The organism is Rahnella sp. BIGb0603 (genome assembly GCF_024808755.1).
GTDB classification, from domain to species: Bacteria; Pseudomonadota; Gammaproteobacteria; order Enterobacterales; family Enterobacteriaceae; genus Rahnella; species Rahnella contaminans.
In genome coordinates, this window is sequence record NZ_JANUEX010000002.1 from 529,326 (window position 1) to 545,464 (window position 16,139).

Here is a 16,139-nt window from a genome sequence, read left to right on the forward strand (position 1 = left end):
CGTTATCCGACGGTTATAACCGGTACGCGTGGCGCGAGCGCGCTCAGCAGTTCGTAGCCCAGCGTACCGGCAGCCGTCGCCACATCATCCACCGGCAGATTACTGCCCCACAGTTCAACCGGCGCACCGATTTGTGCCTGCGGACACGGCGTTAAATCCACCGCCAGCATATCCATCGAAACTGTTCCTACCGTTTTTGTTCTTACGCCATCCACCCAGACCGGTGTGCCGGAAGGCGCATGCCGCGGATAGCCATCAGCATAACCGCAGGCCACCACGCCCACACGCTGCGGTTGTCCGGCACGATAACGCCTGCCATACCCGACGCGGTCACCGGCATGAACTGCCTGCACGGCGATCAGTTCACTTTTCAACGTCATCACCGGTTGCAGCCCGGTTTGGGCGATGTCCTGCCACTGCCCGCTCGGCGACGCGCCGTACAAAATAATCCCCGGACGTATCCAGTCATAATGCGTCGACGGATGCCAGAGCGTCGCCGCCGAATTGGCAAGACAACGCGGCCCGGAAATATTTTGCCCGGCCAGATTTACGGCCACCATCTGCGCACCCACGCCTTCGACGCTGTCCGCCGTGGCGAAGTGACTCATCAGCGTGATTTCCCCGACCTGCTTGAGTTCACGCAGCTGATGCCAGACATCGCTGACGCGCGCCGGTGCAAATCCCAGACGGTTCATACCGCTGTTCACTTTCAGATAAACCTTCACCGGCTGGCTGAGGTTTGCCTGCGCCAATGCCTGAATTTGCCAGTCGCTGTGTACTGACGTCGTCAGGCGATATTGGTCTATCGTGATTAAATCCGCGGGAGAAAAGAAACCCTCCAGCAGCAGAATCGGCCCCTGCCAGCCAGATTCACGCAGTAATATCGCTTCGTTGAAATCGAGTAATGCGAAACCCTCCGTAGCTGACAGGCTTTTCCAGATACGGGAAATCCCGTGGCCGTATCCGTTGGCTTTCACCACCGACCAGACTTTGCTGTTAGGAGCAAAGCCGCGGATAACATTGAGATTTTGGGATAACGCAGACAGAGATAAAGTGGCTGAAATCGGGCGAGGCATACCAGCTCCGGCAAAGTGCAAAGTAACGCCCGCGCGGCGTCAGTCACCGTGCGGGGGAAGGAAAACCGGTTTAAGACACCGGATGCATTTTATGCGGGCCAGCCGGACGGGCGATAAAACCAGGGCTGTAACGCTCAACCGATAAATCATCAGAAGGAATTGCCGGTGTCACGCCGGACATAATGTCCGATAACAGCTGACCGGAACCGCAGGCCATTGTCCAGCCGAGCGTGCCGTGTCCGGTGTTCAGATACAGATTTTTAATGCGCGTACGGCCCACAATCGGCGTGCCGTCAGGCGTCATCGGCCGCAAGCCTGTCCAGAAAGTCGCCGCCTCCACGTTGCCGCCGTTCGGATAGAGATCTTTAACCACCATTTCCAGCGTTTCGCGACGCGCCTGCGCCAGCTTCAGGTTAAAACCAACAATTTCCGCCATCCCGCCGACACGGATACGATTATCAAAACGCGTAATCGCAATTTTATAAGTCTCATCCAGCACGGTAGAAACCGGTGCAGAGGACGGGTCAGTGATCGGAATTGTCAGTGAATAGCCTTTCAGCGGATACACCGGTATAGACACCAAATCCGCAAGCAGCGCGGTGGAATAAGAACCGAATGCCACCACATAAGCCTCCGCTTTCACCAGTTCGTCGCCACACTGCACACCGGTAATCTCGCCGTTTTCAACAAGCAGCTTATCGACCGTCCGGTTGAATTCGAATTTTACGCCGGCCTGGCGCGCCATATTTGCCAGCGTACGGGTGAACAGCTGACAGTCGCCGGTTTCATCATTAGGTAAACGCAGACCGCCGGTCAGCTTGTGCGCGACCTGCGCCAGAGCCGGTTCTGCCGTCGCCAGCTGGCTGGATTCCAGCAACTGATACGGCACACCGGCGTCTTCGAGCACTGCGATATCTTTCGCCGCGCTCTCAAACTGTTGCGCCGTACGGAACAGCTGCAACGTACCGCCCTGACGGCCTTCATACTGAATACCCGTTTCTTCGCGCAACGCCTTCATGCAATCGCGGCTGTATTCTGCCAGACGGACCATGCGGCTTTTGTTGGTCTGATAGTGGTTCATGTCGCAGTTACGCAGCATTTGCCACATCCATTTCAGCTGGAACGGGGTTCCGTCCAGACGAATTGCCAGCGGCGCATGCTTCTGGAACATCCATTTGATTGCTTTAACAGGAACACCCGGAGCCGCCCACGGTGCAGCATAGCCCGGTGAGATCTGCCCCGCATTCCCCGCACTGGTTTCTTCCGCAGGCCCGGACTGACGATCGATAACCGTCACATCATGTCCCGCTTTAGCCAGATACCATGCACTGGCGACACCGACCACACCACTGCCTAAAATCACCACACGCATATCGACTCCACTCCACGACAAAACAAAGCATAATATTCTGATGACAGGAAATTAACCTGACTGCGAAAATTCGCCAACACAGGCGTTCATAACCGTGAGTTATTTCACATTTATTTATCGTTCATGGCAGCATTTTTTTCAACAGCTGCAAATAAATAACGATATCTTGCAACATTCCGGCTTTGCAGAGAGAAAGTTATGGTTTTTTGATAGCAATGACTGCATTGATGTCATCAGCCGCCTCCACTTTCGCGGCGGGTTTGGCCGTGGTCTTTTATTCTTGTATACAAGCAACATTTCAGCACAATTCACTAATATAAAGGCGGTGTGTGACATTACCTGATATCCCGTACATGAAACGGGCTTAATGCTTGCAGGGAGTTTATAAAGCGAGTTTTTCACGCACGGTCTGGGTGGGAGAATTTTTTCCCATCATCGGAAAACATGAAGGCCACTTTTAACAGTGGCCTTTGGCTGTGCAGGACAACATCAGGAGAGATATTTTCAGGCTGTTGTGGCTTCGAGTCTCATCAGTGAAACAGGTTTAAACAGGCCTTTTTGCCCTACCAGTTCCACACAATTTTCCCGGCGAAGTTCTTCCGGAGAACCGTTTTGCACACGAAACGCGGCAATTTTACCCGTTACGCCTGTTTCAGCATCCATGACGCGGGTGCCCTGGCCGATCCGGTTTCTATATCTGTCATAAGTAAATGTATTTACCATTTTTTGACCTCCTCAGCATCAGTAACAAACAATAGCGGATAAATGCTACCCCTCTGAAAACCGGGTTTCAATATCTTAACCCTGCTAAGTATCAGGTTTATTCTGGCAAAACTGTCCGCCTGCAGTGCCAGCTCAAAATGTGAGCAATATCGCAATCGTTCAATTAGTGACCTACACTTCGAAAGTTTCATAAACTGTACCGTTCATTTCAGCGATAAGGAGTCACCAGTGAATAACTCAAATTTTCTGAAACTCAAAGATGGCACTCAACTCTTTTACAAAGACTGGGGTAGCGGCCAGCCAGTGGTTTTCAGCCATGGCTGGCCGTTGTCCGGCGATGCATTTGAAGATCAGATGCTGTTTCTGGCGGATAAAGGCTTCCGTGTGATTGCGCATGATCGCCGCGGACACGGGCGTTCCTCGCAACCGTGGGACGGGCACAATATGGATCAGTACGGCGATGACCTGGCCGAACTCACTGGCCATTTAGATTTGAAAGACGCTGTGCATATCGGGCATTCGACCGGCGGTGGCGAAGTAGCGCGTTATATTGGCCGCTACGGTACGGCGCGCGTTGCCAAAGCCGTGCTGATTGGTGCGGTGCCGCCGATTATGGTCAAAACGGATTTCAACCCGGCCGGTCTGCCGCTTTCTGTATTCGACGGGATCCGTGATGGTGTTCAAAAAGACCGTTCGCAGTTTTTCCTGGATTTGCCAGATGCCTTTTTCGGCTTTAACCGCGCAGGAACGAAAGTTTCAGAAGGTTTGCGTCAGAGTTTCTGGCGTCAGGGCATGCAGGCGTCAATCAAAGCACTTTATGATTGCGTGAAAGCTTTTTCTGAAACCGACCAGCGTGAAGACCTGAAAAAAATGACTATCCCGACGCTGGTCATCTACGGTGACGATGACCAGATTGTGCCCCCGGCCTCTTCCAGCGAAGCCGCGCTCAAGCTTCTTCCACACGGAAAAGGCAAAGTCTATCCGGGCGCATCCCACGGTTTATGCAGCACACATAAGGATCAGATTAATGAAGATTTATTAGAGTTTATCCGCAGTTAATAGCGGGTTTACCCCGTCCTCACCTGTCTGAAACTGACCCAAAGCCCGGTTCTTTGCGGCTTTGGGTCTCCATCGCGCACCGATTGACAGCCTCTTTCCATCAGGATATAGATTTGATGAGGAATGGATTCATGGTGTTTATCCTGCAGCACACTCAGATTGAGCTACGATTATCAAAGGACGTGCGAAGTCTTAAGAAAAGGTTGTGAATCAAACACTCTGTAGCGTCCATAACTGAATGAGGGTGCGGCTTATGACGACAGTGACCCAAAAGAAAAAAACTGAGGACAAACGTCTTAGCGATGGACCTGACTGGACGTTTGAGTTATTACAAACCTATCTCGAAGAAATTGACCGTGTCGCCAAGTCATACCGGCTGGAGACGTATCCACATCAAATCGAGATCATCACTTCTGAACAAATGATGGATGCTTATTCCAGCATCGGCATGCCTATCAATTACACACACTGGTCGTTCGGTAAGAAATTCATTGAAACCGAGCAACTGTATAAACACGGACAACAGGGGCTGGCGTACGAAATCGTCATCAACTCCAACCCGTGTATCGCCTATCTGATGGAAGAAAACACCATCACGATGCAGGCGCTGGTTATGGCGCACGCCTGTTACGGCCACAACTCTTTCTTCAAAAATAACTACCTGTTTAAAAGCTGGACCGACGCCAGTTCGATTGTCGATTACCTGCTGTTTGCCAAACGCTATATCAGCGAATGTGAAGAGCGCTACGGCGTCGATGAAGTCGAACGGTTGCTCGACTCCTGCCATGCGCTGATGAATTATGGCGTGGACCGCTATAAACGCCCGCAGAAGATTTCTTTGCAGGAAGAACTGGCGCGGCAGAAAAGTCGTGAAGAATATCTGCAAAGTCAGGTGAATTCGCTGTGGAAAACGCTGCCGCGCAAAGACAGCGTGGATGCCCCTGAACAGGCGCGCCGCTTCCCTTCTGAGCCACAGGAAAACCTGCTGTATTTCATGGAGAAAAACGCGCCACTGCTTGAATCCTGGCAACGGGAAATCTTGCGCATTGTGCGTAAAATCAGCCAGTATTTCTATCCGCAAAAACAGACTCAGGTGATGAACGAAGGCTGGGCGACGTTCTGGCACTACACCATTTTGAATCATCTGTATGACGAAGGAAAAGTCTCGGATCGTTTCATTCTGGAGTTCCTGCACAGCCACACCAATGTAGTGTATCAGCCGCCGTATAACAGCCCCTATTACAGCGGGATCAATCCGTATGCGCTCGGCTTCGCGATGTTCCAGGATATCAAACGTATCTGTCAGGAACCGACCGAAGAAGATCGTTACTGGTTCCCGGATATTGCCGGTTCAGACTGGCTGACGACGCTGCATTTCGCGATGCGGGACTTCAAAGATGAAAGCTTTATCAGCCAGTTTCTGTCGCCGAAAGTGATGCGTGATTTCCGGTTATTTACCGTGCTGGATGACGACCATAATAACTATCTGGAAATCGCAGCGATCCATAATGAGGAGGGTTATCGCGCCATCCGTCAGGAACTGTCGGCGCAGTACAACCTGAGTAACCACGAACCAAACATTCAGGTCTGGAATGTCGATCTGCGCGGTGACCGTTCGCTGACGCTGCGCTATATTCCGCAAGACCGCGCGCCGCTGGACAAGAGCCGTCGTGAAGTGATGAAACACGTTCACCGGCTGTGGGGCTTCGATGTGTTTATCGAGCAACTCAACGAAGACGGCAGCGTGGAACTGCTGGAACGTTGCCCGCCGCGGCCAACGCCGCTCTGACCGGCGTACCATTCAGAGCAGGCAAGTTCAGGCATTAAAAAAGGGCGCTAAGCGCCCTTTCTCATTTCAGCAGAACCCGTAAAAATCAGCGTTTCTGTTCAGTCAGATCACCCGGCATTGTACCCTGCATGCTGTGCCAGATCTCACCACTCTGACGGCCATAATTACGCACGCAATCCACAATCTGCTCGTAGCTTTTTTCGTGGCAGATGTCAGACAGCTTTTTATAGAAAGTGATCGCCAGTTTACGTGCTTCAGGATTGGAGAAGTAATAGCGTCCGACGCGGGTATACAATCCGCGTAACCCGTTAATGATCAGACCGTAAATCGGATTGCCGGACGCAAAGGCCAGACCGCGGAAAATACCGTAATCCAGCGCGGTAAAAGCTTCGGCCTGATCTTCCACTTCGGCCGCTTTCGCCAGCACCTTTTGTGTTTCTTCGGGATTCGTTCGCATCGCTTTGCGGATGAAAATGGTCGCGATATTGGTACGCACGGACAGAAGATTGTCGATGAGCTGCGGAACGCTGTCGTGATCAAGTCGTGCCAGCGTTTCCAGAATATTCAGCCCCGAAGTTTCCCAGAAGTTGTTCACTTTCGTCGGTTTACCGTGCTGAATGGTCAGCCAGCCATCGCGGGCAAGACGTTGTAAAACCTCACGTAATGTGGTTCGGGTTACGCCAATGAGTTCTGAAAGTTCCCGCTCCGCAGGCAAGATTGAACCCGGCGGAAACCGGCTGTTCCAGATACTTTCGATGATGTACTCTTCGGCAAAACCGGCAGGACTTTGTGCCTTAATAACCATGTGTTTGTCGTTCCGTGTGAGGCATTTATCAGGGATATAGTTGAGCTCATCATACCAGATGAAAATCAGCGGTTATAGCGCCCGGACGGAACTAATGTTGAAACTGTGCAGGGGTTGGCAGAATTTCCCTTTTTTTAAGGACTTAATATTACCCCGCTGCAGGAGAAAATTTTTCACCGGAGTATTACACTGTTCTATCTTTCTGATACCGCAGCAAAATAACCCTAAAGGACCGCTGGGAATTATGGATACAACCTTCCGCCACGCATTTATTAAAAACTTTCTCGGGCAATCCCCTGGCTGGTACAAAATAGCCATTCTGGCCTTTCTGATTATTAACCCGCTGGTGTTCTTTCTGGTCAGTCCTTTCTTAGCGGGCTGGTTACTGATGATCGAATTCATCTTCACGCTCGGCATGGCGCTCAAATGCTATCCGCTGCAACCGGGCGGCTTGCTGGCCATTGAAGCCGTAATGATAGGTATGACAAGTGCTGAAAGAGTTCGCGAAGAAGTGGCGGGCAATCTGGAAGTGATTTTGCTGCTGATTTTCATGGTCGCCGGTATCTACTTTATGAAGCAGCTGCTTCTGACAGTTTTCACCAAACTCCTGCTGAATCTGCGCAATAAAATCGCCCTCTCGCTTGCGTTTTGTTTCGCCGCCGCTTTCCTTTCTGCCTTCCTGGATGCGCTGACAGTCATTGCCGTGGTCATCAGCGTTTCCGTAGGTTTCTATTCGATTTATCACAACGTCGCGTCCGCTCAGGGCGGAAATGCCGAAACCAGCGGCGTTCTGGAACAGTTCCGCGCCTTTTTACGTAGCCTGATGATGCATGCCGGCGTCGGCACCGCGCTGGGCGGCGTCATGACGATGGTAGGCGAGCCACAGAACCTGATCATCGCGAAAGCCGCCGGATGGCAGTTCACTGATTTTCTGATCCGCATGTCACCGGTCAGCGTGCCGGTGTTCATTTGCGGTTTTATCGTCTGCGCGCTGGTCGAACGTTTCCGCCTGTTTGGTTATGGCGCACGGTTGCCACAACCGGTCTTCGAGGTTCTCAAAAAGTACGACCAGAAAAACACCGAAAACAGCACCCGTCAGGAACGTATCAAACTGGCCGTGCAGGCGCTGATTGGCGTCTGGCTGATTATCGCGCTCGCGTTTCATCTGGCCGAAGTCGGGCTGATCGGGCTGTCCGTAATTATCTTCGCAACGGCATTTTGCGGCGTGACGGACGAACATGCTATCGGCAAAGCATTTCAGGATTCCCTGCCGTTTACCGCGCTACTGGTGGTATTTTTTGCGGTTGTCGCAGTGATTGTCGATCAGCACTTATTCAGCCCGATTGTGAATTTCGTTCTGCAATCTGCGCCAGCCAATCAGCTTTCGCTGTTCTATCTGTTCAACGGGTTGCTTTCTTCTGTTTCCGATAATGTCTTTGTCGGCACGGTCTATATCAATGAAGCGAAATCCGCGCTGGAAAACGGTGCCATTAATCTGCAACAGTTTGAGATGCTGGCGGTCGCCATTAATACCGGTACAAACCTGCCTTCCGTCGCGACACCAAATGGTCAGGCGGCATTTCTGTTCCTGCTGACGTCCGCCCTTGCGCCGCTGATCCGCCTTTCGTATGGCCGGATGGTATGGATGGCACTGCCATACACAATAGTGATGACGCTCGCAGGTCTGCTTTGTGTGCAATTCCTTCTGCCGGAAATGACGCAGTGGTACACCGACATGGGATGGCTGACATTTTCCCCATTACATTGACCGGCACGAGGATCAGGTCGGTAATTCTGTGACTAAGCTCTGACTCAGAAAATAGCCGAATTTAAAGTCGAATTGTCCGATTTATATTAATTATTTATCGAATATTGATGGAGACAGGCTGGCAGCGGGGTCCAATTGGTTTACACTGCGTGTCAGTAGCTAACTGCAGGGAAAAAATTTCTATGTTGCAATATCTTAACCGTTGCTCGCAAGGCCGCGGTGCATGGCTTCTGATGGCTCTGACCGCTCTGGCGCTTGAGCTGGTTGCGTTGTATTTCCAACACGTGATGTTGCTGAAACCGTGCGTCATGTGTATCTACGAACGTTGTGCGCTGATGGGCATACTGGCTGCAGGTCTGGTGGGCGCAATAGCCCCGGCGACCTGGTTGCGTTACGCCGGTATCCTTATCTGGCTTTACAGCGCGTATGAAGGGATCCGCCTGTCATGGGAACATACCATGATTCAGTTGCACCCTTCTCCGTTCGCCACCTGCGATTTTGCAGCCCGCTTCCCGACCTGGTTGCCACTGGACAAATGGTTCCCGTGGATGTTCATCGCCAGCGGTGATTGTGCTGAAAAACAGTGGGAATTTCTGTCTCTGGGTATGCCTCAGTGGCTGGTTGTTATCTTCAGCGTCTTTATGATCATCGGGATCCTGGTGTTACTGGCCCAGTTCGTAAAACCAAAACGTCGTGATTTGTTCGGTCGTTAATTCCAGACATGTCGACGATAAAAGCGCCTCAGGGCGCTTTTTTTTATGGCGTTTTTCAGCGGAAATTAAAACCGCTGCCGCACGAAAAAAGAGCGATAGTTGTAAAAACGTCAATGAGTTCTATGCTACGAGAGCTTATGCGCTCAACAGAGGAAGAGATATGGTGGTTAAAGGGTTTTCAAAGGGTTTCTTCATTATGATCCTTTTTATTGTGACATTGGCCTTCCTGGATGTATTAAGGCCTTATTATTCTTCCGTTCTATGGGCGATCATTCTGGCGGTAATTTTTAATCCGATGAAAAACCGGCTGAAGCAATTTATCGGTGACCGCAACGGCCTGATCTCACTGCTGACCGTGCTGATTATTTGTCTGATTGTTTTCACACCGCTGGCGATTATTACTTCTTCACTGGCCATAGAATTCAATACGGTTTACACCAAACTTCAGGGTAATGAATCGCAGCTGCCTACGCTGGTGTCTGACACCATTCACCATTTACCAAGATGGGCGCGCCATTTCCTTGCCGATCACAATTTAGACAGCACGGCTGAGATTCAGAAAAAACTTTCAGACGTCGCATTACAGGGAAGTCAGTATCTGGCAGGCAGCGTTTTCGTGATTGGTAAGAGCACGTTCGGCTTTGTTGTCGGTTTTGGCATCATGCTGTATATCCTGTTTTTCCTGATTAAAGACGGCGCGTATCTGGTTAATCTGACGCTGGAAGCCCTGCCGCTTTCCCGCCATGTGAAACATCATCTGTTCATGAAGTTTGCCGCCGTTTCACGCGCAACGGTGAAAGGCACGGTGGTAGTTGCGATCGTTCAGGGTGCGCTCGGCGGGCTGGCATTCTACATTGCAGGTATCGATGGCAGCCTGCTGTGGGGCGCGCTGATGGCGTTTCTGTCGATTATTCCTGCGGTCGGTTCGGCGATCATTTGGGTACCGGCGACGATCTACTTCTTCGCCTCAGGAATGTTGTGGCAGGCGATTTTCCTCATCGTCTTCTTCGTGGTGGTTATCGGCCTGGTCGATAATATTCTGCGTCCGCTGCTGGTCGGCAAAGACACCAAAATGCCGGATTATCTCATTCTGATCACCACGCTGGGCGGGATGGAAGTTTATGGTATCAACGGCTTTGTTATCGGTCCGCTGATTGCTGCCCTGTTCATCGCCTGCTGGAATATTCTTTCCGGGCGTGAGCATCAGAATAATACCGATATGATTGACGAAGACTTTATAGAAGAAGGGAAAAACCATCCGGACGCGGATAAAACCGCATCGTAAACGACTACCGGGTTACCCCTATCAGTGAGCGGCCTGTGTGGTCGCTCATTTTTTTCAAATTTCATTATGAAGATTTTCGAACCTGGCGTAGAAATGTGGAGGCGATTCAACATTTGTCTCTGAAGGGGTAGCAATGAAAAATATTATCTTAAGCATGGTCGCAAAGATTTCCCGGATGGAGGTGGATGCAAAGCAGCTGACCGCACAGGTTGAGGCTCAGTCGCTTTTGCTGAGTGCTGTTTTCCTTACCGTGGGCAAAAATGGCGGTCCGCAGGAAGCCATCGAAAGCGTGAACAAAGCGATCAATTCCGTGCTGGATTCCGCAGATGATGTGCTTAAATCGGATGCCACACTTTTGTTTGAACAATTCCAGGCGCTGATTGAAATTACGCGACTGATCGATAAAGCCGATCCGGAACTGGATGCGGAAGCGCTGAATGCATTAAATGGCGTCAGACCCGATTCAGAAATATAAAAATGAATGTATGATAGGAATTACGCCCTGGCGGTCGCCGGGGCTTTTTTATGTCTAAAATCAGAGGTGATAGCAAATATGGGGTTAGAACGTTTAAACAAACTCCCCGTTTGGGCCGTTTGGGTAATCTGCGTGACAGCCTGTGTCGCGTTCTGGGTTATTGCAGGAATGGTAGTCTACGGAATTTTCAAGTAAATCATTGCATCCCGGTTACGCGGGAGAGGCAGGGAATCAGAAGGATTTTGAACTCCACGTAGCGGGCCATACCCCGTCTCTGCCCCACACTCTCATGCCTGAAATCCTTTCTTATTTCCTATCAGCGGGTTATCTCGCCCAGCTTGGCTTATTCATGATGTGATCCTGCCAGTCTTCCACATCGTCTTCGCGAACCGCGATATAACGAACGGAGATTTGTGCGGTGTGCATCGCTGATTTAGAGGCTTTATTCAGCAGCGGATGCCACGGCAGCAGCGGGCGCCCTTCGCCAATCAGACGATAAGCACACGTCGGCGGCAGCCAGTCAAAGGTGGTCAGATTTTCGCGGGTCAGCTTGATGCAGTCTTCTTCAAGCGTAAAACGGCGCTCGTAGTTACGGCACTGACAGGATTTGATATTGAGCTGGTTACAGGCAACGTTGGTGAAGTAAATTTCTTCGGTATCTTCATCGATCAGCTTATGTAAGCAGCATTGTCCGCAGCCGTCGCACAATGCTTCCCATTCTTCGTCAGTCATTTCAGACAGCGTTTTTTGCTGCCAAAAAGCGGGTTCAGTCATAATGTGCATCCGGTATAAATAAAATGAGGGTGCTTATATAGACGCTTTAGCCTGCAGATGCAAGTAAAGCCGCCGGAAAGCTGCTCCGGCGGAGAGAGGGTTTGTTTCAGATCACGCGGGTTGAAACAGACTTACCATTAAGTGTAGCTACAATTTCGTCACCCGCTTTCAGCGGCCCGACGCCTTGCGGCGTGCCGGTCAGAATGATATCGCCCGCGCGCAGCGTGAAATAACGGCTCATGTAAGCAATCAACGGCAACAGCGGCGTCAGCATGTTACGGGTATTGCCTTCCTGCCGTGTTTCACCGTTAACGAACAGCTGCAAATCAGCCTGCTGCGCATCACCAAATTCACTCACCGGAATAAATCCGCTGATAGGGCAGGAACCGTCGAAGCCTTTGGCTTTTTCCCACGGCTGCCCCGCCGCTTTGAATTTCGTCTGCAAATCACGCAGCGTTAAATCCAGCGCCAGCGCATAACCGGCGATAGCATTGGCAACGCGATCTTCCGTGGCTTGTTTGAGCGGCGTGCCGATTAGTACGGCCAGCTCAACTTCGTGATGTACCGCACCCAGATCTTTCGGAATCGCGAGCGGCTGACGGATATCACACAGCGCCGTTTCCGGTTTGATAAACACCACCGGTTCGGCGGAAATCTGACTGCCCATTTCTTTGATGTGTTCGGCATAGTTATTGCCCACACACACGACTTTGTTCACCGGGAAATCCAGTAACGCGCCATGCCAGTCTCTGTGTTGATACATACAGCCACTCCTTTTGGAAAAATCAGCCGCTGAACGGATTACGCGGGGCTGGCGCTAACGGTACGGAAGGCGCAGAGGTGGCCGCCGGTGCGGTTTCACCTGAAATAACCGGCGCCTGCGAACCCATAATGCCATCCGCCATCATTCCGATACTCAGTGCGAAATAGGTTGAACGGTTCCAGTGCATAATCGTACGGAAGTTATCGTAAACCAGGAATGCGCGCCCTTGCGTATCGTCTGGTGTGATAATCCATGCGCGGGTTGCCGCAGATGCCAGCGGGCTACCGTCTACCTGCGTGATGCCCATTTGCTGCCAATAGGTAGCCGGATGCATCTGGTTGTTTTTCAGGCCCGCCAGACTGCCGTCAAAGCCTGTTGGCAATTTCACTTCCTGCCCCCAGCCCTGATCGCGTTTCCAGCCTTCTTTCGACAGATAATTCGCGGTAGATGCAAAGACATCATCGGTATTTTTCCAGATGTCGATTTTGCCGTCGCCGTTGCCGTCGGCGCCGTAATTCAGATAGGACGTCGGCATAAACTGCGACTGCCCCATTGCGCCAGCCCAGGATCCTTTCATCATATCGCTGGTGGCATGACCGGAATCGACAATTTTCAACGCAGCCATAAATTCTTTGGTGAAGAACGCTTCACGACGGCCCTCGAAGGCCAGCGTTGCCAGCGCGGAGAACACATCTTCCTTGCCCTGGATTTTGCCGAAGCTACTTTCCATCGCCCACAGCGCCACGATGTATTGCGGCTGAACGCCGTAACGGTCGCTGACCTGCTGGAGCGCGGGCAAATTATTCTGATATTGGGTCTGGCCCTGTTTGATTTTCCACTCTGGCAAGACACGGGTCAGATAATCATCAAGCGTGATTTTCTTTTCCAGCTGGTTGCGATCGGAGTTAATCACGCGGTCAACAAAATGGATGTTCGCGAAAGTGGCATCGATTGTTTGCTGGCTGATGCCCTGCGCCAGAGCCTGCGCTTTCAGTTTTTCAACATAAGCGGGAAACTCTGCGGGGTCTCTTCCCTGTTCGGCCAGCGATGTTTTACCGGGCGTAGGAGCCGGCGCGGCGGCTGAAGGTTGTGTCGTTGCCGCAGTCTGCGGCGTGTTTTGTCCTGAGGTTGCCTTCTGCGCTGCACAACCGCTGAGGATAATCAGCGGTGTTAACACGGCCAGTGCCGACAATTTCATCAAATTCTTCCTTATCACATCTGCAATTGAATCATCGCTGTAAGCTTTGAGTACTCCAGCGATGATTGCAAGTCATGACGTCCGAAAGTGCGTGAAATGCCGAAACAAACGTCAGGAATACGTTATTTACTGGCGTCAGTCAGATGAATATTCAATAAACTTTCGACCGGCGGTGGAACCTGCAGATAATAACCCTGCTCTTCGAGAGCCTGACGCACTTTTGAAATATCCGCAGACGCTAATTTTTCACGTCCGGTCAGATTGAGCATCATTGAGAACTGCGGCACGCCAAAACCTTTGAGTAATTCTTCAGGTACACGAGAGAAATCGTCTTTTTTTTCGACATACAGATAAGTCTGGTCGCGTTTAGTACTTCTATAGATCACACAAAGCATTTTTTTAACTCTATTTTATTGAAACGGTGGCTTGCCTAGATATAACTGTAACTATAACATGCTTAACGTACATCGGAATATCGCCCCCCGAGTGGTATTCCGGGGATTTAGAGTTGCTGAGACTGAGTCAGGATAGATGTCACAATCGCCAATAGAACTAAAAGGCAGCAGTTTTACCTTATCGGTTGTTCATTTACATAGTTCACAACCGGAGGTTATTTATCAGGCATTACAGGAAAAAGTGGAGCAAGCTCCGGCCTTTTTAAAAAATGCCCCTGTTGTTATCAACGTTGCCTCGCTGAGCGGCGAAGCAAACTGGAAAGACATTCAACAGGCTGTCGCTTCTGCAGGTTTTCGCGTTGTGGGCATCAGTGGTTGTAAAGACGAAGGGCAGAAACGCGCACTTTCCCGCACCGGTTTGCCGTTGCTGAGTGAAGGCCGTGCACAGCGCATCGCCGCAGAACCACCGGTTCCTGTCGTGCCCGACAATGCTCCGGCGAAAACCCGCATTGTCAGTTCTCCGGTCAGATCCGGCCAACAAATTTACGCCCGTAACAGCGACCTCATCGTGACCAGTAGTGTCAGCGCAGGTGCGGAACTGATTGCCGATGGCAATATCCACATCTACGGTATGATGCGAGGAAGAGCGCTGGCTGGTGCAGCAGGTGATGCAAATTGTCAGATTTTTTGCACCCATTTAGGCGCTGAACTAGTCTCTATCGCAGGGCAATACTGGCTGAGTGATCAAATCCCGACCGATTATCTCGGTCAGGCCGCGCGCCTCAGCCTGATAAATAATGTGTTAACCATACAACCTTTAAACTAAGCCCTTTCGACAAGGAATCCATTCATGGCACGCATCATAGTTGTTACATCGGGTAAAGGGGGCGTTGGCAAGACCACTTCAAGCGCGGCCATTGCTACCGGTTTAGCTCAAAAAGGTAAAAAGACCGTTGTTATCGATTTCGATATCGGTCTGCGTAATCTCGATCTGATTATGGGCTGTGAGCGCCGCGTGGTTTATGATTTCGTCAATGTGATCCAGGGTGATGCCACGCTGAATCAGGCGCTTATCAAAGATAAACGCACTGAAAACCTGTTCATTCTTCCGGCTTCGCAAACCCGTGATAAAGATGCACTGACCCGCGAAGGCGTAGAAAAGATCCTTAACGATCTTGCCGAAATGGAATTTGACTTCGTGGTTTGCGATTCCCCTGCGGGCATTGAAACCGGCGCATTAATGGCGTTGTATTTCGCCGACGAAGCGGTCATTACGACCAACCCGGAAGTCTCTTCCGTGCGTGACTCCGACCGCATTTTGGGCATTTTGTCCTCAAAATCCCGTCGTGCGGAACAAGGCTTAGAGCCTATTAAAGAACACCTGCTTCTCACCCGTTACAACCCGGGCCGTGTCAGCCGTGGCGACATGCTGAGCATGGAAGATGTGCTGGAAATCCTGCGTATTCCTCTGATCGGCGTAATTCCTGAAGATCAGTCCGTACTGCGTGCGTCCAACCAGGGCGAACCGGTCATTCTGGATCAGGAATCTGATGCAGGGAAAGCGTACGACGATACCGTTAGCCGTCTGCTTGGTGAAGAACGTGCGTTCCGTTTTATTGAGGAAGAGAAGAAGAGTTTCCTGAAACGCCTTTTTGGGGGATAAACCATGGCATTGTTAGATTTCTTTCTGTCCCGCAAAAAATCGACAGCCAATATAGCCAAGGAACGGCTACAGATCATCGTAGCCGAACGGCGTCGAGGGGATAGTGAACCGTCGTATTTACCTGAATTAAAACGTGATATTTTGGCGGTCATCTGTAAGTACATTAAGATTGACCCCGAAATGTTGCAGGTTCAGTTCGAGCAAAAAGGTGACGATATTTCCGTACTGGAACTCAACGTCACCTTGCCAGAGTCAGAATCGGAAGACGCGCCTAAATGACA

At 51.0% G+C, this 16,139-nt stretch carries 18 protein-coding genes; 10 read left to right on the top strand and 8 right to left on the bottom strand.

Annotated features, from left to right (window positions below):
• Window positions 1-2: 2 nt before the first annotated feature.
• Window positions 3-1,076: a catabolic alanine racemase DadX gene (gene dadX, locus M2403_RS07460; protein WP_259228845.1), complete on the bottom strand. Its 1,074-nt coding sequence runs from the start codon at window positions 1,074-1,076 to the stop codon at window positions 3-5.
• A gap of 70 nt (window positions 1,077-1,146) precedes the next feature.
• A complete protein-coding gene (locus tag M2403_RS07465) occupies window positions 1,147-2,448 on the bottom strand; it encodes a D-amino acid dehydrogenase (RefSeq protein ID WP_259228846.1) in 1,302 nt (433 codons plus the stop codon).
• A gap of 94 nt (window positions 2,449-2,542) precedes the next feature.
• On the opposite strand from M2403_RS07465, the gene M2403_RS07470 reads away from it, so the two are divergent.
• On the top strand, window positions 2,543-2,791 hold the full coding sequence (locus tag M2403_RS07470; RefSeq protein WP_259228847.1) for a hypothetical protein: 249 nt from the start codon (window positions 2,543-2,545) through the stop codon (window positions 2,789-2,791).
• Window positions 2,792-2,952: 161 nt separating this feature from the next.
• On the opposite strand, the gene ydfZ is transcribed toward M2403_RS07470, so the two are convergent.
• On the bottom strand, window positions 2,953-3,171 hold the full coding sequence (gene ydfZ, locus M2403_RS07475; protein WP_152327080.1) for a putative selenium delivery protein YdfZ: 219 nt from the start codon (window positions 3,169-3,171) through the stop codon (window positions 2,953-2,955).
• 228 nt (window positions 3,172-3,399) lie between these two features.
• On the opposite strand from ydfZ, the gene M2403_RS07480 reads away from it, so the two are divergent.
• Complete coding sequence (locus M2403_RS07480; RefSeq protein ID WP_259228848.1) at window positions 3,400-4,230, top strand: alpha/beta fold hydrolase; 831 nt, start codon at window positions 3,400-3,402, stop codon at window positions 4,228-4,230.
• A gap of 253 nt (window positions 4,231-4,483) precedes the next feature.
• Window positions 4,484-6,019 (top strand): SpoVR family protein, encoded by a 1,536-nt coding sequence (locus tag M2403_RS07485; protein ID WP_152327078.1) that lies wholly within the window; start codon window positions 4,484-4,486, stop codon window positions 6,017-6,019.
• A gap of 85 nt (window positions 6,020-6,104) precedes the next feature.
• Here M2403_RS07485 and fadR read toward each other — a convergent pair whose 3' ends face one another.
• On the bottom strand, window positions 6,105-6,824 hold the full coding sequence (fadR, locus tag M2403_RS07490; RefSeq protein WP_165057781.1) for a fatty acid metabolism transcriptional regulator FadR: 720 nt from the start codon (window positions 6,822-6,824) through the stop codon (window positions 6,105-6,107).
• A 244-nt stretch (window positions 6,825-7,068) separates the two neighbouring features.
• On the opposite strand from fadR, the gene nhaB reads away from it, so the two are divergent.
• The 4 genes from nhaB (at window position 7,069) to iraP (ending at window position 11,065) form a co-directional block, all read left to right on the top strand.
• Window positions 7,069-8,592, top strand: a complete 1,524-nt coding sequence (gene nhaB, locus M2403_RS07495) for a sodium/proton antiporter NhaB (protein ID WP_152327076.1) — start codon at window positions 7,069-7,071, stop codon at window positions 8,590-8,592.
• A gap of 182 nt (window positions 8,593-8,774) precedes the next feature.
• Window positions 8,775-9,305 carry a disulfide bond formation protein DsbB gene (gene dsbB / locus M2403_RS07500; protein WP_152327075.1) on the top strand — a complete coding sequence of 177 codons (531 nt, stop codon included), beginning with the start codon at window positions 8,775-8,777 and terminating at the stop codon, window positions 9,303-9,305.
• 160 nt (window positions 9,306-9,465) lie between these two features.
• Window positions 9,466-10,590, top strand: coding sequence for an AI-2E family transporter (locus tag M2403_RS07505; protein ID WP_152327074.1), 1,125 nt, complete (start codon window positions 9,466-9,468; stop codon window positions 10,588-10,590).
• A 133-nt stretch (window positions 10,591-10,723) separates the two neighbouring features.
• On the top strand, window positions 10,724-11,065 hold the full coding sequence (iraP, locus tag M2403_RS07510) for an anti-adapter protein IraP (protein ID WP_152327073.1): 342 nt from the start codon (window positions 10,724-10,726) through the stop codon (window positions 11,063-11,065).
• 324 nt (window positions 11,066-11,389) lie between these two features.
• Here iraP and M2403_RS07515 read toward each other — a convergent pair whose 3' ends face one another.
• The 4 genes from M2403_RS07515 to M2403_RS07530 form a co-directional block, all read right to left on the bottom strand.
• Complete coding sequence (locus tag M2403_RS07515) at window positions 11,390-11,839, bottom strand: YcgN family cysteine cluster protein (RefSeq protein WP_101080018.1); 450 nt, start codon at window positions 11,837-11,839, stop codon at window positions 11,390-11,392.
• 106 nt (window positions 11,840-11,945) lie between these two features.
• Window positions 11,946-12,602, bottom strand: coding sequence for a fumarylacetoacetate hydrolase family protein (locus M2403_RS07520; protein WP_259228849.1), 657 nt, complete (start codon window positions 12,600-12,602; stop codon window positions 11,946-11,948).
• 22 nt (window positions 12,603-12,624) lie between these two features.
• A complete protein-coding gene (locus M2403_RS07525; protein ID WP_259228850.1) occupies window positions 12,625-13,800 on the bottom strand; it encodes a lytic transglycosylase domain-containing protein in 1,176 nt (391 codons plus the stop codon).
• 122 nt (window positions 13,801-13,922) lie between these two features.
• A complete protein-coding gene (locus tag M2403_RS07530) occupies window positions 13,923-14,195 on the bottom strand; it encodes a YcgL domain-containing protein (RefSeq protein ID WP_152327069.1) in 273 nt (90 codons plus the stop codon).
• 136 nt (window positions 14,196-14,331) lie between these two features.
• Between M2403_RS07530 and minC the strand changes: the two genes are divergently transcribed.
• Genes minC through minE form a run of 3 tightly spaced genes read left to right on the top strand, consistent with a single transcriptional unit; the run spans window position 14,332 to window position 16,137 of the window.
• Window positions 14,332-15,021: a septum site-determining protein MinC gene (minC, locus tag M2403_RS07535; protein ID WP_152327068.1), complete on the top strand. Its 690-nt coding sequence runs from the start codon at window positions 14,332-14,334 to the stop codon at window positions 15,019-15,021.
• 24 nt (window positions 15,022-15,045) lie between these two features.
• Window positions 15,046-15,858 (top strand): septum site-determining protein MinD, encoded by an 813-nt coding sequence (gene minD, locus M2403_RS07540; RefSeq protein ID WP_013575324.1) that lies wholly within the window; start codon window positions 15,046-15,048, stop codon window positions 15,856-15,858.
• A gap of 3 nt (window positions 15,859-15,861) precedes the next feature.
• Window positions 15,862-16,137: a cell division topological specificity factor MinE gene (minE, locus tag M2403_RS07545; RefSeq protein WP_152327067.1), complete on the top strand. Its 276-nt coding sequence runs from the start codon at window positions 15,862-15,864 to the stop codon at window positions 16,135-16,137.
• Window positions 16,138-16,139: the final 2 nt, after the last annotated feature.